The following is a 19,024-nucleotide window of genomic DNA, read 5'->3' as shown; positions in this document are numbered from 1 at the left end:
CTTACCGGAGGGCGGTTGTGATGAGGTTGTCCGAGAGGGTGCGGAGGCGTTCGCGAGCGTGGGCGTCGTACGCCTGCTCGTTGGCGCGGGCCTCGCGGAGGCCGTTGAAGTAGCGTCCGGTCGGCACGTCCGGTGCGGTGATCAGGCGCATCGTCGCGTCGGCGCCCTCGGCGACGCTGCTGATCGGGCTGACGCCGCTCTCGGTCACCATCGTGGTGGCCATGAACGTTGCCGGGTGCAACGCATTCACCACGACGGACTGTTCCGCGGCGAGGTCGATGGTGAACATGATCTGCGCCAGCTTGCTCCGCTGGTACGCCGAGAACCCGTCCCAGCCGCGCTCCATCATCGGATCCTCGAAGTCGATCGCCTGCTGACCGGCCGACGCCACGTTGACGATCCGGCCGGTGGACGTCAGCCGCGGCAGCAGGCGCCGCGTCAGGTGGTAGCCGGCGAGGTAGTTGACCGCGAATCTCAGTTCGATGCCGTCGGCACTCACCTCACGCCCCGTACCGGGCCTGCCGCCGCCGATGCCCGCATTGTTGACCAGCACGTCGAGTTCGCTGTCGATGCTGTCGGCAAGCTTGTCGACCTGGTGGAGATCAGCCAGATCGGCCAGCAGGATCTCTGGTTCGGGACCGCCCGCGGCGCGGATATCGGCCCGCACACGTTCGGCGCGGGCCGCGTCCCGTCCGTGGATCAGTACGCGAGCTCCCGCCGTACCCAGTCGGAGTGCCAGTTCGCGCCCCAGGCCATCTGTCGCACCGGTGATCAGAATCGTCTGCACGATCTCCACCGTACGTCGAGGTCAAGCCAGGCCGGATCAGCGCAAGGGACGGAACGTTCGCCGGAGGTCATCGGTCCACTCGGTGGGGAGCTCCCACGGGATGAAGTGCCCGCCGTTGGGGTGGGCGGTGATGTTGGTGTGGTTGTACCAGGCGGCGCGGTCGCTCGCGAGGAAGTTCTGTACGCGTTCCTCGGGAGTGTGCACGCCGGGCGGGTCCTCGTGGCCGACGAAAGTGATGCCGGTCGGGGCCTCGATCACCGGCGTACGGTCGTGGGACGGAGTCCACGGGTAGCGGTTGTTGTTGGCGTACGTGCGGATCGAAGTGTCGATCGCGTTGCCCGCCCAGTAGATCGTCGCGTGGGTGAGCAGGTCGTCGTCGGTGAACGCCTCGCCCTCCGACCAGCTCTGCCAGCGTTCCAGGATCCACGCGAGCATGCCGGCGGGGGAGTCGGCGAGCCCGAAGGCGAGGGTGCTCGGGTCGAGGACGTGCGTGGCGAGGTGCGCGGCGAAGCGGCGTTCGAGCTCGATGACGCGGGCGTGGATCGCGGGCGGCAGCCCTTCCGGGATCGGGTTGCCGCCGCTCAGGTCCCAGCCGCGGTCGCCGTTGAAGAACGTGAGTTTCAGCGCCGACCCGATGTGGATCCCGTAGAGCTCATCGGCGTACTTGTGGCCGAGCTGCCCCGTCACCAGCGCGCCGACGTCACAGCCGGCCGCGGCGTACTTCGGGAATCCGAGGACGCCCGTCATCAGCTCGTGCCAGACGTCGGCGATCTTCCAGAAGTTCATGTCCGGCCGGGTCGGCGTCGAGAAGCCGAACCCGGGCAGCGACGGGACGATCACGTCGAACGCGTCGGCCGGATCACCGCCGTACGACGCGGGGTCGGCGAGCCGGTCGATCACCTTCGACCAGTGCCAGAACGTCCACGGCCAGCCGTGACTCAGGATCAGCGGGATCGGCCGCGGGCCGATGCCCGGCCGGCGCAGGAAGTGCACCGGTACGTCGCCGACGTCGACGCGGTAGTGGTCGTACGCGTTGATCGCCTTCTCGGCGGCGCGCCAGTCGAAACCGTCCGCCCAGTACTCGACGAGCGGTTGCAGGCGGGTACGTCGTACGCCGTAGAAGCCGTCGTCGTTGCCGGCGTCGCGCGGCCACTTCGTCGCACGCAGGCGGCGGCGGAGGTCGTCGAGAACCTCGTCGGGTACGGCGATGGGGGTGGGGATCATGGGGTGTCCTCAGCGAGTTCGGTCAGGCGGTGGAGTACGTCGATCGAGCCTGCGAGTACTGCGCGCTCGTCGGGAGTGAGTTGCTCGACGAGCGCGGTCAGTTTCGCGACCCGGTTCGTGTGCCGGGATCGGACGAGCTCCTGGCCGGTGTGGGTCAGGTAGAGCAGGCTGGCGCGGCCGTCGGCGGGGTCGGGGCGGCGCTGGACGAGGCCGTCCTGCTCGAGTTTCGCGACCAGGCTGGTCAGGGCGGGTTGCTTCAGCTGCTCGGTCGCCAGCAGGTCGGTGAGCCGCAACGGCCCGCGCCGGTGGAGCGTGTGCAGGACCGAGAGCGCCGAGAAGTTGAGCCGGCGGACCGACGGGAGGCGGATGAAGATCGTGTTGAAGTCCTCGATGACCGTGGTCAACCGGTCGACGTCCAGCATGCCGCCGCTCCCTCCGGGCCCACCGCGGCGGTGGGTTGCGGCGACTATATCAATTTTCGATGTAAGTCGGCCGGGAGGGTGCTCGAGGTCAGTTGCTCAGGGCGATATTGGAGATGGCGAAGGACGTGCTGCCGGACTTGAACGTGAGCACTGCCGTGGTGGCGCTGTCCGGGAGGTGACCCTTGAACGTGAGCGTGCCGTGTTCGGTGCCGCCGGTCGCGATCCGCTTCGGCCAGGCGCTGCGGCCGGGGTCGGCGCGCAGGGCGGTACCGTCGGCGGCGGTGAACGTCGTACCGGCGATCGGGACCGTGATCGCCTCCTTGGCGGTGTTGACCAGCTTGACCTCGACGCGCGTGAAATGGCTCGTGTACGTGACGTTCTCGACGGTCATCATGACACCCGTGCCGGGCTTCGAGACCGGTTTGATCAGCCGGTCTTCGCCGGTCTCGTTGCCCGTCAGGTAGCCGCCGACGTACTTCGCGCCCGCCGTCACCGCGAACCCCCCGATCCCGACGCCGACGAGCACCACGGCGATCGCGACGAGAACCGACACGGTGAGACGGCCCGGCCGGTGGTCCTTCGGGGCTGCCGCATCGAGCAGCGCCAGGACCATCGCTGCCACGAGCGCGATACCCGGCGCGACCAACCACCTGAGCACGCCGCCGGGGCCGTCGGCGAGGAACGTGACGATCAGGTTCACAACCATCCCGAGCACGATCACGGCCCCGGCCACGATCAGCACCCGCGACAACCGCACCGTCCCCACGGCGTCATCGCTGTCGGCTGTACGGCGCTCCGCTCCGGGCGACCCTTCCGCCCCGGGCAACCGCTCCGACCGGGGGAGTCGATGATCCGCGCCGGGCAAGCGTCGTTCCGACCTCGGGAGCCGGTCGTCCGCGCCGGGCAACTGGTCCGCGGTCGACGCCCGCCGATCGGTCGGGTCGGGCCAGCCGGCGGATGGGTTCCAGTTCGCTTCCGACTGATCGATCTGGGCGGAGATCTCCGCCGGCGACCGCACCGGCTCCGGGTTGTCCGCCGACGGATAGGCCGCCCAGGTTCCCCGCTCAAACCCAGGAACCACGCCCGCAGCCCCACCAGCCTCTGCGCCCACCATGTACTCATCGACATCCGCCCCCTGCCTACCCTCAGGCTCAAACGGGCGGCCGTCACCGGATACCTCCTCACCCGACACAAACGGCCCGGCAGCGGCCGAATGCTCCGCCTGCACGAACGCGCTGGCGTCGCGCGCCTGCTCGTCTTGCGCGAAGGGGCTGGGGGCGTGCGGCTGCTCGTTATGCGCGAACGGGCTGGAGGCGTGCGGTTGCTCGTCCGGCGCAAACGGCGCGGCGGCGTGTGCCTGCTCGTCTTGCGTGAACGGGCTGGCGGCGTGTGCCTGCTGGTCCTGCGTGAACGGGCTGCTGGCGTGTGCCTCGTCGTCTTGCGTGAACGGGCTGGCGGGGTGCGGTTGCTGGTCCTGCGCGAAGGGGCTGGTGGCGTGTGCCTGCTCGTTCTGCGTGAACGGGCTGGCGGGGTGCGGTTGCTGGTCCTGCGCGAAGGGGCTGGTGGCGTGCGCTTGCTCTTCTTGCGTGAACGGGCTGGGGGCGTGCGGTTGCTCGTTCTGTGCGAACGGCCCAGCGGCGTGCGCTTGGTCTTCTTGCGTGAACGGGCTGGCGGGGTGCGGCTGCTGGTCCTGCGCAAAGGGGCTGGTGGCGTGTGCCTGCTCGTTCTGCGTGAACGGGCTGGCGGGGTGCGGTTGCTCGTCTTGCGCAAAGGGGCTGGTGGCGTGCGGTTGCTCGTTCTGCGCGAACGGGCTGGGGGCGTGCAGTTGCTCGTTTTGCGCGAATGGGCTGGCTGCGGGGGGCGGGGCTGTCTGGAGGGAGTTGGTGGTGGGGGGTTGGTTGGGTGGGGGGAACGGGTTCGGTTCGTCCGGGGTGACTGGGGTGGGGGCGGCGTACTCGGGTGGACGTGGTGGGTCGGCGTACGGCGCCTCGGGTTCCCGTGGGGTGGGGTCCGCCTGCGGGGGTGCAGGAGAGGGTGCGGCTGGTGGCGGCTCGGACGCCGGGGCGGAGGCGGCGGGAGGTGCCGGGGGTGCGGTGGGGGGCGTGTCTGTGGAGTGGGGGCTGGGGGTGGTGGATTTGTGGAAGGTGAGGACCGAGCGGCCGATGTGGATTCGGTCGCCGTTGGTGAGGGGAGTGGGGGCGGTGAGGCGGCGGCCGTTGAGGCCGGTGCCGTTGCGGGACTCGTCGTGGAGGGTCCAGGTGCCGCCGTCGCGGTTCAGGCGGGCGTGGATGCGGGAGATCTGGTCGTCCGCCTGCAGCCGGATGTCGGCGTTGGAGGCGCGGCCGATGGTGATCGTGTCGGTCCCGGCCTGCAGCGTCCACTGCTGTTCGCCGAGCGACAGCACGAATTCGGTTTCCACTCACACCCCAGCCGGCGTCGTCCTGATCGCGATCCGGTCCCGCCGCCGGGGTGTCGCACCCCGCGGCAGCCAACCCGTCTGGGCGATTCTGCCATTCGGACCAGCCCCAGACCACCAGCAGTCCCACCCCACCGCCAGGCCGCCACCCTCCGCGACAACCCGCTCACCGGCCCCCCACCACGGTCCGCGACGCACCGCTCACCCACCCCCACCACGATCCGCGACGCACCTCTCACCACCCCCCAACCACGATCCGCGACGCAACCGCTCAGCACCCCCACCACGATCCGCGACGCACCGCTCACCCGCCCCCATCACGGTCCGCGATGACCCCCTCACCCCACCCACCACATCCCGGCTGCGGGCGTGATGAATCTCAGGATTCGGGAGGGTTTGTCAGCGCTTAGTAGTGATGACAACGCGGTCAGTTGTCTTGGGGGTGCCAACGGCACGACAGCGCCTTGCCCGGGTGGGGGTGCGGACATAGTGTCCGTCCGCGCGATCTATCGGGGCTGGATGGAAAGGGGTCTTCCGGACAGCCGTGCCGATGGGTAGGCCGGAGGTTCCAGGCGGAGTGGTGCACCGCCTGCAGTCCGGCGAGGCGCAACCCGCCCAAGCACCACATCGCGAAGGGACCACATCCATGGTCTTGTTTCAGCGTTCCCGCAAAGTTGCGGTCGTTCTCGGGGTGACCGGCCTCGCCGCGGCAGCACTCGCCGGGTTCGGTTCGTCGGCCGGCGCGGCAACGAGTGCGGCGCCTCCGCCGCGGCCCTCACAGGCGCAGTCGAAGGCGTTCGCCGCCGACTCCGCTTCCTCCCTCGTGGCGGGGCGCCCGAGCGCCCTGCACGCCTCGAAGGACGACAAGTTCACCGCTAAGCCGGTGATCTCGGAACAGTCCGGTCTGCAGTACGTCCCGTACGAGCGTTCGTACAAGGGCCTCCCGGTCGTCGGTGGTGACTTCGTCGTGGTCACCGATGCGAAGGGTGTTGTGAAGTACACCTCGGTCGCCCAGACCACCGCCGTACCGGAGCTGTCGACGACCGCGAAGGTGACCCCCGCGGCCGCGCAGAAGACGGCGAAGACGCAGCTCAAGAAGGTCGACTCGGCGACCACGCCGACGCTCGCCGTCTACGCCCTGAACGGCACCCCGAAGCTCGTGTGGCAGTCGCGGGTCAGCGGCAGCAACGGCCACGACCCGTCGAGTCTGTCGGTGTACGTCGACGCGCAGAGCGGCAAGGTGCTCGGTACCAAGGAACACGTGATGGCCGGCAACGGTACGGCGGCGTACAGCGGCCCGAACCCGGTCCACCTGGACACCACCCTGTCCGGCAGTACGTACTCGATGAAGGACCCCAACACCACCAACCTGTCCTGCCAGGACGCGGCGAACAACACCACGTTCTCCGGTCCGGACGACAACTGGGGCAACGGTACGGCGACCAACAAGGAAACCGGCTGCGTGGACGCGCTGTTCGCCGCCCAGACCGAGAAGAAGATGCTGACCGACTGGCTCGGCCGCAACGGCATGGACGGTAACGGCGGCGCCTGGCCGATCCGTGTCGGCCTGAACGACGAGAACGCGTACTACGACGGCTCGCAGGTGCAGATCGGTCACAACACGGCCGGCGGCTGGATCGGCTCGATCGACGTCCTGGCCCACGAGATGGGTCACGGGATCGACGACCACACGCCGGGTGGCATCTCCGGCAGCGGCACCCAGGAGTTCGTCGCCGACACGTTCGGCGCGGCCACCGAGTACTACAGCAACCAGTCGGCGTCGTACGACCCGCCGGACTTCCTGGTCGGTGAAGAGGTCAACCTGGTCGGCCAGGGCCCGATCCGCAACATGTACAACCCGTCGGCGCTCGGCGACCCGAACTGCTACTCGAGCTCGATCCCGGGCACCGAGGTGCACGCGGCCGCCGGTCCGGGCAACCACTGGTTCTACCTGCTCTCGCAGGGCAGCAACGGCTCCCCGTCGAGCCCGACCTGCAACAGCTCGACCGTGACCGGGATCGGCATCCAGAAGGCGATCCGGATCATGTACAACGCGATGCTGATGAAGACCAGCAGCAGCTCGTACCTGAAGTACCGGACCTGGACGCTGACCGCGGCCAAGAGCCTGTACCCGGGCAGCTGCACCGAGTTCAACACCGTGAAGGCGGCCTGGGACGCGGTCAGCGTGCCGGCTCAGACGGCCGACCCGACCTGCTCCACGTCGGGTGGTGTCACGGTCACGAACCCGGGCAACAAGACCGGCACGGTCGGTACGGCGATCTCGCCGTTCACGCTCACCGCGTCCGGCGGCACCGCGCCGTACACCTGGTCGGCGTCCGGTCTGCCGGCCGGCATCACCATCGGCTCGTCGACCGGCACCGTGTCCGGTACGCCGACCGCGAGCGGCACGTTCAACGTCACCGCGACGGCGACCGCGAGTGCCGGCGGCTCGGGCAGCACGTCGTTCACCTTCACCATCGGCGGCACCGGCGGCTGCTCCGGCCAGAAGCTCGGCAACCCGGGCTTCGAGACCGGTACGGCGGCGCCGTGGTCGGCGTCGTCCGGAGTGATCGACAACAGCACCTCCCAGCCCGCGCGCAGCGGCACCTGGAAGGCCTGGCTGGACGGCTACGGCTCGACCCACACCGACACGCTGAGCCAGTCGGTCGCGATCCCGGCCGGTTGCTCGGCAACGCTCTCCTTCTACCTGCACATCGACTCTGCGGAGACCACCTCGTCGACGCAGTACGACAAGCTGACGGTGAAGGCGGGCTCGACCACGCTGGCGACGTACTCGAACCTGAACAAGGCGAGCGGCTACTCGCTCAAGTCGTTCAACCTTTCGTCGTTCGCCGGCCAGACGGTGTCGATCAGCTTCACAGGCACCGAGGACAGCTCGCTGCAGACCTCGTTCGTCATCGACGACACGGGCCTGAACCTGAGCTGACGCACTGAAGAGAACCCGGCCGCCGCACCTTCGGGGGTGCGGCGGCCGGCCTCGTCACTCGGGAAGCTTGAGTTCCTGTGGGTAGCGTTCGGTCCACCATGCGCGCCAGCGGGTCTCGAGCTCGTCGCGGTCGGTGTCGCCGTACACCGACAGGATCGCCATCGTGGCGCCCTCCGGCTTCTGGTCCCCGGGCGGTACGTGGCTGAGCACCAGCAAGCCGTTGCCCCAGGCATCTACCGTGAGACCGAGCTGATGGTCGGAGCGGTACCAGACCTCGCACTTGACGTCCTCGCCGATCAGGTCGAGGTCGAATGCGTCGCCGGCCGGAATCCGCAGTTCGTCGACGGGGGAGACGGCGCCGGTACCCGAGTAGAACAAGGTACGGCGGGGATCGCCCGGGTGCCGTTCGACGGCGAAGCGGAGTTGGTGGAGGAACGTGATCCAGCCCTCGGTGACGTCGTCGTAGTACGCGTCCCACTCGGGGTCGGCGCCCAGCGGCGCGCGGGTCAGCGTGATGCGGGATCCACCCTCGACCGCCTCGACGGCGAACTCGTCGCCGTTTCCGAGCCGCAGCGTCGTACCGTCCTCGACGGTCTCGGTGAAGTAGATGAGGTCGATCTCTTCGTCGAGACCGCCTTCGTACTCCCAGCCGTGCCAGTGCCGGATCTTCTCCTTGTTCCGCAGCGCGTCCCACACTGTCTCCACCGGGGCGGCCACCGTCACCACGATCTTCATGTCTCTCCCTCGGTACGGCGCGGTGCGGGATGTCCGCCCGCGATCAGCCGGTACGGCCGCCCGCCCTCGCTGTCGAACTCCTCGACCACCTGTTGCATCGCGGCGGTCAGCGCGTCGGTGAACCGGTGGACGTCGCCCGGCTCCGCGAACCGCACCTCGGTCTCGAGCGTGAACGTCAGCAGCCGCTTCCCGTCCGCGTCGGCCGCGGTCTGCATCCGCGCGACGTCCCGCACCGTGCCCGCGGCGACCTCGACCAGGTGCTCGGCGGCGTACTGGTCCTGGATCTGCGTGAACGCGCGGCCCATGACGCCCGGATCGACGACCAGATCGGCCGACGCGCGCAGGATCCGCTCGGTGAATCCGCGCCGTCGGCGCTCCTCGACGAGCTCGAGCAGGCCGGCCTTCTCCAGTTCGCGAAGGTGGTAGTTCACGCGCTGCCGCGGCAGGTCGAGCGCGGCCGCGAGCTGGGTCGCCGACGACGGCTCCCGCAGCAGTTCGAGCAGCCGCCGCCGGATCGGCGACAACGCCAACCGCACCTTCTCGGGCTCCTCGACGTACCGCAGCATCCCCTCAATCTCCACTTGACAGGAAAATTTGTCAAGAGAATGCTGAACGCCCAGGCCATCACAATTGGCCGCGGCCGGGTCCGCCACGCGGGGATGGGCTCGGGCGGCGCAATTGTGATGGCCTGGGCGTCCGGGCTCGGCCGGCGCGGATGGGGCGAGTGTGGATGGTGGCGTGGCCCGTGGGTCGGGCAGCATGGGGCGGGTGGGTGTTCAGGGTCCGCAGTTGCCGGTGGGTACGCAGGTGGTGGTTCGGGTTGCGGCGCCCGACGATCGGGGCGGTACGGCGCAGCGTGGGGCGACCGGGCGGGTCGCCGGCGTGACCCCGGACGGCCGGTACACGGTGCGCCTCGTGGACGGTCGCCAGACCCTGGCCCGGCGCGATCAGCTCAGCCTGCGGACGGCGTACCAGGACGAGGCGATCGAACTCGACCAGCCGGACGGCGACCGACTCGTCCGCGAGCACACGATCTACGCCGCAGTCGTCGGGTCACGCGCCTTCGGCCTGGACACCGACGAGTCGGATACCGACACGCGTGGTGTGTATGTCGCCCCGACCGAGGCCTTCTGGTCGCTCGCGAAACCGCCGACGCACGTCGACGGTCCGGAGCCGGAGTGGTTCTCGTGGGAGGTCGAGCGCTTCTGCGAACTCGCGCTGAGGTCCAACCCGAACCTCCTCGAGGTCCTGCACTCACCCCTCGTCGTCCGCCAGACGCCCCTCGGTGAGGAGCTCGTCGGACTCCGTACGGCGTTCCTGTCCCAACTGGCCTACCAGACGTACTCCGGCTACGTGCTCAGCCAGTTCAAGAAGCTCGAAACCGACTTCCGCCGCGACGGTACGCCGAAGTGGAAGCACGTCATGCACCTGATCCGGCTGCTGCTCTCGGCCCGCGAACTGTTGCTCGAAGCAACGCTGGTCGTCGACGTTGGGCCGCACCGCGAACGCCTCCTCGCCGTCAAACGCGGCGAACTGCCGTGGGACGAGGTCGAACGCTGGCGCCTCAACCTCCACGAGGAACTCGACAAGGCACTGCAACACACAGTCCTCCCGGCAACGCCAGACGTCGCAACCGTCGACACCTGGCTCCGGTCCGTCCGAAAGAGGAGCCTCGGTGACACGTGACATGCGGCAACTCGACTACACCGAGCTCCGAACCATCATGGGGGAGCAGCCGTACCCGTTGCTCTTCGCAACAGTCTCCGGCGCCCACCTGTACGGCTTTCCGTCCCGCGACTCCGACGTCGACCTGCGCGGCGTACACGTGCTGCCGGCCGCCGAGGTGGTCGGCCTGCGTCACGGACCGGAGACCCTGGACCGTACCTGGTTCGAGAACGAGGCCGAGGTCGATCTGGTCACTCACGACCTGGCCAAGTTCGCCCGCCTGATGCTCCGCCGCAACGGCTACGTCCTCGAACAGGTCCTGTCACCGCTCGTCGTCGTCAGTACGCCGGAACACGCCGAGCTCGTCGCGCTCGCCAAGGGCTGCATCACCAGGTGGCACGCGCACCACTACCGCGGGTTCGCGCGCACCCAGTGGGAGTTCTTCGAGAAGAAGCGTGAGCTGAAGCCACTGCTCTACACGTTCCGGGTGCTGCTGACGGGCATCAACCTGATGCGGACCGGTGTGGTCCAGGCGGATCTGCGGGAGCTTCCGGGCGGACCGTCGTACCTGCCGGAGTTGATGGCGGCGAAGGCCGAGGCCGAGCATGCGCCCCTCGAAGGGCCGACCTTCGAGCGGCTTGCCACGGACGTACTGGAGCTACAGAACGTGCTGGACGAAGCGGAGGCAGCGAGCGACCTGCCGGACCGGCCGTCCGCCGAGCCTGGACTGCACGAGCTGCTCCTCAAGGCCCGGCTCGGCCGCTGATCTCACCCTTTCCCTCGTTGTAACGCTCTAGGGTATTTACTTAACTTCGTGAAGCATTGACAACCGGCCTGACGGGGTAAATAGTTCCGTCCTGAAATCAATCAGAAAGCAGAGTGAATCAACAGTGTCGAACATCGAGATTCTGCAGCTCCGCGCCGGTGGCGTCAGCCTGGTGCTCGACTGCTCCGGTCCGGCCCTTCCGTCCGTCCTGCACTGGGGTGCGGACCTCGGTGAGCTGACCGAGAACGCTCTGCTGGAACTGCGCCGCGGCGCGGGCGCGGTCCAGGAAGGCAGTGGCCTGGACGAGAACCGTCCGATCGCGATCGTGCCCGAGTACTCGGCCGGCTGGTTCGGCCTCCCCGGCCTGAACGGCCACCGCGACGGTCAGGACTTCTCGGCGAGCTTCACCCTGAACAGCGTCGCCCAGACCGACACCACCGTGCAGATCGACGCCTCGGACAGCGAGGCCGGGCTCGAGCTCCGGCTCACCGTCGAGCTGACGGACTCGGGTCTGGTGCGGAGCAAGGCCGACCTGACCAACACCGGCGAGACGCCGTACACGGTCGACGGGCTGTACCTCGCGCTGCCGGTGCCGACCGAGGCGACTGAGCTGCTCGACATGACGGGCCGGCACATCGGCGAGCGGCACCCGCAGCGGCACGCGTTCACGCAGGGCGCCCACATTCGCGACAACCGCCGTGGCCGCACCGGCGCCGACGCGACCCTGTTGCTGCTCGCCGGCACCCCCGGCTTCGGCTTCCGCGCCGGCGAGATCTGGGCCGTGCACACCGCCTGGAGCGGCAACCACCGAACCTATGCCGAGCGCGGCATGAGCGGGTACGGCGTGATCGGCGGCGGCGAACTGCTCCTCCCGGGCGAAGGTCGCCTCGAGCCCGCCGGCACCTACAGCACGCCGTGGATCTACGGCTCGTACGGCGTCGGCCTCGACCAGGTCTCGCACCGCTTCCACGACTTCCTGCGCGCGCGTCCCAACCACCCGAAGACTGAGCGTCCCGTCGTACTGAACACCTGGGAGGCCGTGTACTTCGACCTCGACCTGGACAAGCTGAAGGCGCTTGCGAACGCGGCCGCCGAGGTCGGGGCCGAGCGGTTCGTCCTGGACGACGGCTGGTTCCGCGGCCGCCGCGACGACCACGCCGGCCTCGGTGACTGGTACGTCGACGAGGGAATCTGGCCGAAGGGCCTGCACCCGCTGGTGGACCACGTGAAGGGCCTCGGCCTGCAGTTCGGCCTGTGGGTCGAGCCCGAGATGGTGAACCCGGACTCGGACCTGGCACGCGAGCACCCGGACTGGATCCTCGCGACCGGCAACCGGATGCCGCCGACCGCACGCCACCAGCAGGGCCTGAACCTGGGCGTCCCGGAGGCGTACGACTACATCCTCGAGCGGTTGGACAGCATCCTCAGCGAGTACGACATCGCGTACCTGAAGTGGGACCACAACCGCGACTTCGTTGACGGCGGCAACCAGCACACGGGTACGGCGGGCATTCACGAGCAGACCCTGGCGGTGTACCGGCTGATCGACGAGCTGAAGCGCCGGCACCCGGGGCTGGAGATCGAGTCCTGCTCGTCCGGCGGCGCGCGGGTCGACCTCGGCATCCTGGAGCGCACCGACCGGATCTGGGGCAGTGACAGCAACGATGCGCTCGAGCGGCAGACCATCCAGCGCTACACGCAGCTGCTGCTGCCGCCGGAGCTGATCGGCTGCCACGTCGGCCCGCCGCGGGCGCACACCACCGGCCGCACGCAGACGCTGTCGTTCCGCGCGATCACCGCGCTGTTCGGCCACTTCGGCATCGAGTGGGACATCGCGTCGGCCACCCCCGAGGAACGCCAGGAACTCAAAGGCTGGGTCGCCCTGCACAAGGAGTTGCGACCGCTGCTGCACACCGGGACGGTTGTCCGCGCCGACCGCGGGCCGGAGGACGTGCTCGTCCACGGCGTCGTGGCTCAGGACGGTTCCCGTGGCGTGTTCAGCGTCGTACAGGTCGCGCAGTCGGTGACCTCGGCCGTCGGCCGGGTGCGGCTGCCCGGACTGGACCCGCAGCGGACGTACCGGATCAGCAAGGTCGCGACACCCGGGCCGGAGTCGCGGTCGACGGCATGGTCGGCCGACGGTGGAAGCGTGGAACTGAACGGCGCCGCCCTCGCCTCGGTCGGAGTGCTCATGCCCGCTCAATGGCCCGAGAGCGCGATTTTGCTGGACGTGACAGCGATCGGATAAGGCCGTCCGACCGCCGGACAGAGAAGGAGATCCCCGTGACCGCCACCACCAACGCACCACCTACCAGGAAACGAAGTCACGGGGTCTCCGCAGCACCACCAGGGAAACGGCGAAGCCTGGGGGACCTGAAGGTCGCGATGATCTTCCTGGCCCCGGCGACCCTCGGGTTCGTCGTGTTCTACATCTGGCCGACGCTGCGCGGCGCGTACCTGAGCTTCACCGAGTACAGCCTGCTCTCGGCGCCGAAGTTCAACGGTCTGGCCAACTACGAGCGGATGATCCAGGACAGCTTCTTCTGGAACGCGCTCGGGGTCACGGTCGAGTACGTCGTGATCAACATCGGGGTGCAGACCGTGCTGGCGGTCGGGATCGCGATGCTGATGTACCGGTTGACGAAGTCGATCACGGTCCGCGCCGTCATCCTCGCGCCGTACCTGGTCGCGAACGTCGTCGTCGCGCTGGTCTGGTACTGGATGCTCGACGTGCAGGTCGGCGTCGTGAACACGTTCCTGGGCTGGGTCGGGATCGATCCGGTGGCGTTCTTCGGCGACTCGCACTGGGCGATCCCGACGGTCGCGGGGATCAACGTCTGGCGGCACATGGGGTACACGGCGCTGCTCGTGTTCGCGGGGCTGCAGACGATCCCGGCGTACGTCTACGAGGCCGCCGAGGTGGACGGGTCGACCGAATGGAAGACGTTCTGGCGGATCACGCTGCCGCTGCTGCGGCCCGTTCTGGTGATGGTCCTGGTGGTCACCATGATCGGGTCGTTCCAGATCTTCGACACGGTCGCCGTGACCACGCAGGGCGGTCCGATCAACGCGACCCGGGTCATCTACTACTACATCTACGAACGGGCGTTCACCCGGTTCGACTTCGGGTACGCGTCGGCGATGGCCCTGGTGCTGTTCGCGATCCTCGCGGTCGTGTCGCTGCTCCAGTTGCGGCTGCTGCGGGCGAAGGAGAGTGATCTCGCATGAGGCGGCAGGTGAGTGTCGGGCGTACGGTCGCCTGGGTCCTGTTGTTCATCTTGTTGATCGTCACCCTGTTCCCGTTCTACTGGATGCTGCGTACGGCGTTCTCGGACAACACGCAGCTGCCCGGTCACCCGGATTCGCTGTTGCCCGTGGAGACCACGCTCGGCGCGTTCAAGCGGGTGCTCGGACTGTCGTCGATCGAGGAGGCGCAGGCACAGGGCGGCTCCGGCGCGGCCGTGAACTTCTGGTTGTACCTGCGCAACTCGTTGGTGGTGGCAACCATCACGACGGTGTGCCAGGTGTTCTTCAGCGCGATGGCGGCGTACGCGTTCGCCCGGCTGCGCTGGCCCGGCCGGGACAAGGTGTTCGCGTTGTTCCTGGCCGCGCTGATGGTGCCGCCGATCTTCACCACGCTGCCGAACTTCGTGCTGATCAAGAACCTCGGGCTGCTGAACAGCTTCGCCGGCATCATCCTGCCGGGTGCGTTCATGACGCCGTTCGCGATCTTCTTCCTCCGGCAGTTCTTCCTCAGCATCAACCGGGAGCTCGAGGAGGCGGCGATGATCGACGGTGCCGGGCACCGGCGGATCTTCTTCGGGCTGATCATCCCGATGAGCGCCGCGCCGATCACGACGCTGGCGATCCTGACCTACATCAACTCCTGGAACGACTACTTCTGGCCGTTGCTCGTCGGTCAGCAGGAGAACGTGCGGGTGCTGACGGTCGCGCTGGGCGTGTTCCGGTCGCAGACGCCGCAGGGCGGTCCGGACTGGGCCGGACTGATGGCGGCCACGCTGATCGCGGCGCTGCCGATGATCATCCTGTTCCTCGCGTTCGCCAAGCGGATCACCAATTCCATCGGCTTCTCCGGGATCAAATGATGAACCTCTCACGAAGGACCCTGCTGAAGACAGGACTGGCCGCGCTCGCCGTACCGGCTGTTGCCGCCTGCAACAACGGCGCCGCGGCGCGTGGCGACGGCGAGATCATCTACTGGCTGTGGGACTCCGCGCAGCTGCCGATGTACACCGAGTGCGCCAAGGTGTTCCACGAACAGAACCCGCAGTACTCGGTGAAGATCGAGCAGTACGGGTGGAACGACTACTGGTCGAAGCTCGTGACCGGGTTCATCTCGGACACCGCGCCGGACGTGTTCACCGGGCACTCGTCGAAGTACCCGCTGTTCGCGGACAAGGGTCAGGTGCTGCCGATCGACGACTACGTTGCCAGGGACAACGTCGATCTGAGCATCTACCAGAAGGGTCTGGCGGACCGCTGGATCGGGGCCGACGGCAAGCGGTACGGCCTGCCGAAGGACTGGGACACCGAGGTCTACTTCTACAACAGCGCGCTCACCGAGGCGGCCGGGATCAGTCCCGAGCAGCTCAACTCGATGACGTGGAACCCGCAGGACGGCGGCACGTTCGAGCAGATCGTCCGGCGGCTCACGGTCGACTCCAAGGGGCGTCGCGGTGACCAGCCCGGGTTCGACAAGAACAACGTGAAGGTCTACGGGCTCGGGTACGCCGACGCCGGCGGTGGCGACGGGCAGACCAGTTGGAGTTGGTACGCCGCGAGCAACGGCTGGAAGTACTCCGAGGGCGAACCGTGGGGGACGAAGTTCTTCTACGGCGACCCGAAGTTCACCGAGACCATCGGGTGGTGGCGCGGGCTCATCCCCAAGGGGTACATGCCGACGTACGCGCAGGCGAAGTCCGGGGTGGACGTGACGACCTCCTTCGGTGCGGGGAAGTACGCGATCACCCCGAACGGCTCCTGGATGCTCGGGACGTACGGGACGCTGAAGCAGGTGAAGACGAAGCTCGCGCGGTTGCCGATCGGACCGATCGGGAAGCGGATGTCGATGATGAACGGGCTCGCGGACACCATCTGGGCCGGAACCACCCGGCGGGATGCGTCCTGGGCCTGGGTGAAGTTCCTCGGGTCGCAGACCGCCCAGGACATCGTCGCCAAGGCGGGCGTGGTGTTCCCGGCAGTGGCGGCGAGTATGCCGGCGGCGAAGGCGGCGTTCGCGAAGAGCGGTTGGGACGTGACACCGTTCCTCGAGCCGGTCGAGGCCGGTGACGTCTTCCCGTACCCGGCCAACCCGAACGCCGCGGACGTGACCGCGGTGATGACACCGGCGATGGACGCGGTGATGTCCTTCGAGGCCGATCCCGCTTCGCTGAGCAAGGCCAACAACGATGTGAACAAGATCCTCTCCGCGAACGCTTAGGGGTTCACCCTGGGCTGGTCTACGCCCGGGGGAGTACGTCGTACTGCGTCCAGCGGTGCAGTGTGCTCCTCCGGGGGTAGGGGAGGTGTCGCCGCTGAGGCGACGCGGTGAAAGCGGTTTGAAAGACAGTCTTGGTGCCGTTGGAAGAACTACGAGCACCGAGGAGTGTCATGAACGACGAGAGGCCGGGCGGATCGATCCGTATCGGCGACAGTGAGCGTGAGGACGCCGTCAGGCGTCTGGGCGAGCATTACGAAGCCGGCCGGCTGAGCGCGGACGAACACTCCGAGCGCGTCGAGCGGGCGCTGAAGGCGAGGACCGGCGCCGACCTGGAGGGTCTGTTCGCGGACCTGCCGGGAGCACACCAGGCCACGGCCGGTGACGACAACGAGGGCTGGGCCGGTCCGTGGGGCTGGCGGCGGCCGCCGTGGACCGCACCGGAGAACGCAGCGGGAGCGGCGGGACCGGGCGGGGCATCGGGCGCGGGTTGGCGTGGAGCGACCAGTGGGCCGGGTGCCGGCGGTCAGCGGCCTCAGTGGGCGGCTCGCGGGCCGCTGGGCCGCATTCCGTTCCCGTTGCTCATCCTGCTGGGTGTGGCCGCGGTGATGCTGTCGATCGGCTGCACGGTGATCGGTGGGCATCCGCCCGTCCTGCCGCTCCTGCTGATCGTGGCCGCGGTCCTGTTCGTGCGGAAGCGCCGGATGGAGGGGCGGGCATGAGGAACGTGTACCGGGTCGTGGGGATGCTGATCGCGATCGCGGTCGTGCTGCAGGTCGCCTCGATCGCGCTGGCCGGGTTCACGATCGCGAAGGACGCCGACGACGGCACCTCGATCGGTGCCGACTACAGCAACTTCGGGCAGAGCTACCACAGCATCGCCGGTTCGGTGATCGCGCTGCTCGCGCTGGTGTTCCTGATCGTGTCGTTCCTGACCGACGTACCGCGTGGCCGCGTGCTGGCCGGGATCGTGGTCGGTCTGGTGGTCGTGCAGTTCCTGCTCGCCGTGGTGTCCTTCGGGCTTCCGGCGCTGGGCGTGCTGCACGGGATCAACGGGCTCGCGATCGCCGGTGTGGCGAGTGCGGGCGCGCGACGGGCCGTCGTACCGAATCAGCCTGTGACCAGTGGCTGACGTCAAGAACCGTCGATGGGGCCGGCTGGTCGCTCTCGGGGTGACCCTGGCGGTACTCGTACCGCTCGGGTTCCTCTGGGCGACCAGCCTGGTCCCGGGGGAGTACAACCCGGCGGAGATGGGGTACGCCGACCACGGCGGCGGACCGTCGATGGACCACGAGCACCATCACGCGGGCATGAGCGTCGACGACCTGGCGGGGCCCAAGACGGGTACGCCGAACGTGGACGTGACGCTCGTGGCGCGGAAGCAGAAGTTCCAGCTCGCGTCGGGGGAGACGATCGACGGGTACACGGTGAACGGGACGTCGCCCGGGCCGTTGATCCGCGCGCGGGTGGGCGATCTGGTGCAGGTCACGTTCGTGAACGAGTCCGTGAAGGACGGCGCCACGTTGCACTGGCACGGGATCGACGTACCGAATGCCGAGGACGGGGTCGCCGGGGTGACGCAGGACGCCGTACCGGTGGGTGGGAAGCACGTGTACCGGTTCAAGGCGCCGGAGGCGGGGACGTACTGGTACCACTCGCATCAGGTGTCGAGCGACGAGGTCAAGGGCGGTCTGTTCGGCCCGATCGTGATCGCGTCTCCTTCACCTGGCGAGGTGGTGGCCGCGATCCACACGTACGACGGGAAACGGACGATCAACGGGCGCACCGGGACCGGGCGGGCCGACGTGCCCGCCGGTACGACGGCGCGCGTGCGGGTGATCAACACCGACAACGCGATCCTGCGGGTCGGGCTGATCGGGACGCCGTACAGGGTGGTTGCCGTCGACGGTCGCGACGTCCACGGGCCGACGGCCGTGACGGCTGCCTATCCGCTGCCTGCTGGTGGACGTGTGGATCTCGAGGCGGTGGTCCCGGCGGGCGGGATGCGGCTGGTGGCCGGTACGTCGGCGTTGTCGCTCGGGATCGGGCCCGCGGGCGCCGAGCCACCGGGCGGTGACCTGCCGGGTGACAGTGTCGATCTGCTGAAGTACGGGACGCCGGCGCCGATCGGGTTCGACCCGGCGAAGGCGGACCGGAACTTCGAGTACCGGATCGGGCGGCGGCCGGGGTTCCTGGACGGTATGCCGGGGTTGTGGTGGACGATCAACGGCCACAAGTTCCCCGACGTGCCGATGTACATGGTCGCCGAGGGGGACGTGGTCCGGATGAAGATCTCCAACACCAGCGGGCAGGCCCACCCCATGCACCTGCACGGCCACCACGCCGTCGTCCTGTCTCGCAACGGCATCGCGGCGACCGGTTCACCGTGGTGGGTCGACACCCTCGAGGTCGGCAACAAGGAGACCTACGAGATCGCCTTCGTCGCCGACAATCCCGGCCTCTGGATGGACCACTGCCACAACCTCCCCCACGCCTCCGAAGGCCTGATGACCCACCTCATGTACGAGGGCGTGACGACGCCGTACCGGGTCGGTGGCGACTCGCACAACGAACCGGAATGAAACCGCGCGGCGCCGAGCTGCG

The 19,024-nt window shown here is 68.4% G+C and carries 16 protein-coding genes; 10 read left to right on the top strand and 6 right to left on the bottom strand.

What is annotated here, in order from left to right; translation table 11 throughout:
• Window position 1 precedes the first annotated feature (1 nt).
• From EV647_RS10630 to EV647_RS10615, 4 genes are all read right to left on the bottom strand, one after another.
• A complete protein-coding gene (locus tag EV647_RS10630) occupies window positions 2-787 on the bottom strand; it encodes an SDR family NAD(P)-dependent oxidoreductase (protein ID WP_238177137.1) in 786 nt (261 codons plus the stop codon).
• 36 nt (window positions 788-823) lie between these two features.
• A complete protein-coding gene (locus EV647_RS10625; protein ID WP_134001439.1) occupies window positions 824-2,011 on the bottom strand; it encodes an epoxide hydrolase family protein in 1,188 nt (395 codons plus the stop codon).
• The gene (locus EV647_RS10620) at window positions 2,008-2,433 is read right to left on the bottom strand and encodes a MarR family winged helix-turn-helix transcriptional regulator (protein ID WP_134001437.1); all 426 of its coding nucleotides are present in this window, start codon (window positions 2,431-2,433) and stop codon (window positions 2,008-2,010) included. The genes EV647_RS10625 and EV647_RS10620 overlap by 4 nt, the downstream gene beginning before the upstream one ends.
• 88 nt (window positions 2,434-2,521) lie before the next feature.
• A complete protein-coding gene (locus tag EV647_RS10615; protein ID WP_134001435.1) occupies window positions 2,522-4,852 on the bottom strand; it encodes an FHA domain-containing protein in 2,331 nt (776 codons plus the stop codon).
• A gap of 643 nt (window positions 4,853-5,495) precedes the next feature.
• On the opposite strand from EV647_RS10615, the gene EV647_RS10610 reads away from it, so the two are divergent.
• A complete protein-coding gene (locus EV647_RS10610) occupies window positions 5,496-7,796 on the top strand; it encodes a M4 family metallopeptidase (protein WP_134001433.1) in 2,301 nt (766 codons plus the stop codon).
• A 54-nt stretch (window positions 7,797-7,850) separates the two neighbouring features.
• On the opposite strand, the gene EV647_RS10605 is transcribed toward EV647_RS10610, so the two are convergent.
• Both EV647_RS10605 and EV647_RS10600 read right to left on the bottom strand, forming a co-directional pair.
• Window positions 7,851-8,531, bottom strand: a complete 681-nt coding sequence (locus EV647_RS10605) for a hypothetical protein (protein WP_134001431.1) — start codon at window positions 8,529-8,531, stop codon at window positions 7,851-7,853.
• Entirely contained in the window at window positions 8,528-9,112 is a 585-nt protein-coding gene (locus tag EV647_RS10600; protein WP_238177136.1) for a helix-turn-helix domain-containing protein, read from the bottom strand. Before EV647_RS10600 ends, EV647_RS10605 begins: the two co-directional genes overlap by 4 nt.
• A 187-nt stretch (window positions 9,113-9,299) precedes the next feature.
• Between EV647_RS10600 and EV647_RS10595 the strand changes: the two genes are divergently transcribed.
• From EV647_RS10595 to EV647_RS10555, 9 genes are all read left to right on the top strand, one after another.
• On the top strand, window positions 9,300-10,217 hold the full coding sequence (locus EV647_RS10595; RefSeq protein WP_134001429.1) for a DNA polymerase beta superfamily protein: 918 nt from the start codon (window positions 9,300-9,302) through the stop codon (window positions 10,215-10,217).
• On the top strand, window positions 10,207-10,962 hold the full coding sequence (locus EV647_RS10590) for a DNA polymerase beta superfamily protein (RefSeq protein ID WP_238177135.1): 756 nt from the start codon (window positions 10,207-10,209) through the stop codon (window positions 10,960-10,962). Before EV647_RS10595 ends, EV647_RS10590 begins: the two co-directional genes overlap by 11 nt.
• Before the next feature lie 124 nt (window positions 10,963-11,086).
• On the top strand, window positions 11,087-13,210 hold the full coding sequence (locus EV647_RS10585) for an alpha-galactosidase (protein ID WP_134001427.1): 2,124 nt from the start codon (window positions 11,087-11,089) through the stop codon (window positions 13,208-13,210).
• A 35-nt stretch (window positions 13,211-13,245) separates the two neighbouring features.
• A complete protein-coding gene (locus EV647_RS10580) occupies window positions 13,246-14,190 on the top strand; it encodes a carbohydrate ABC transporter permease (protein ID WP_238177134.1) in 945 nt (314 codons plus the stop codon).
• A complete protein-coding gene (locus EV647_RS10575) occupies window positions 14,187-15,068 on the top strand; it encodes a carbohydrate ABC transporter permease (protein WP_134001425.1) in 882 nt (293 codons plus the stop codon). The genes EV647_RS10580 and EV647_RS10575 overlap by 4 nt, the downstream gene beginning before the upstream one ends.
• Window positions 15,068-16,423, top strand: coding sequence for an ABC transporter substrate-binding protein (locus EV647_RS10570; RefSeq protein ID WP_134001423.1), 1,356 nt, complete (start codon window positions 15,068-15,070; stop codon window positions 16,421-16,423). The genes EV647_RS10575 and EV647_RS10570 overlap by 1 nt, the downstream gene beginning before the upstream one ends.
• A gap of 170 nt (window positions 16,424-16,593) precedes the next feature.
• Window positions 16,594-17,142, top strand: coding sequence for a DUF1707 domain-containing protein (locus tag EV647_RS10565; RefSeq protein WP_134001421.1), 549 nt, complete (start codon window positions 16,594-16,596; stop codon window positions 17,140-17,142).
• Window positions 17,139-17,552: a hypothetical protein gene (locus EV647_RS10560; protein WP_134001419.1), complete on the top strand. Its 414-nt coding sequence runs from the start codon at window positions 17,139-17,141 to the stop codon at window positions 17,550-17,552. Before EV647_RS10565 ends, EV647_RS10560 begins: the two co-directional genes overlap by 4 nt.
• Entirely contained in the window at window positions 17,545-19,002 is a 1,458-nt protein-coding gene (locus EV647_RS10555) for a multicopper oxidase family protein (protein ID WP_238177133.1), read from the top strand. Before EV647_RS10560 ends, EV647_RS10555 begins: the two co-directional genes overlap by 8 nt.
• Window positions 19,003-19,024: the final 22 nt, after the last annotated feature.

The organism is Kribbella sp. VKM Ac-2566 (assembly GCF_004366005.1).
GTDB lineage: Bacteria > Actinomycetota > Actinomycetes > Propionibacteriales > Kribbellaceae > Kribbella > Kribbella pratensis.
This window is presented reverse-complemented; position numbering and strand designations above follow the sequence as displayed.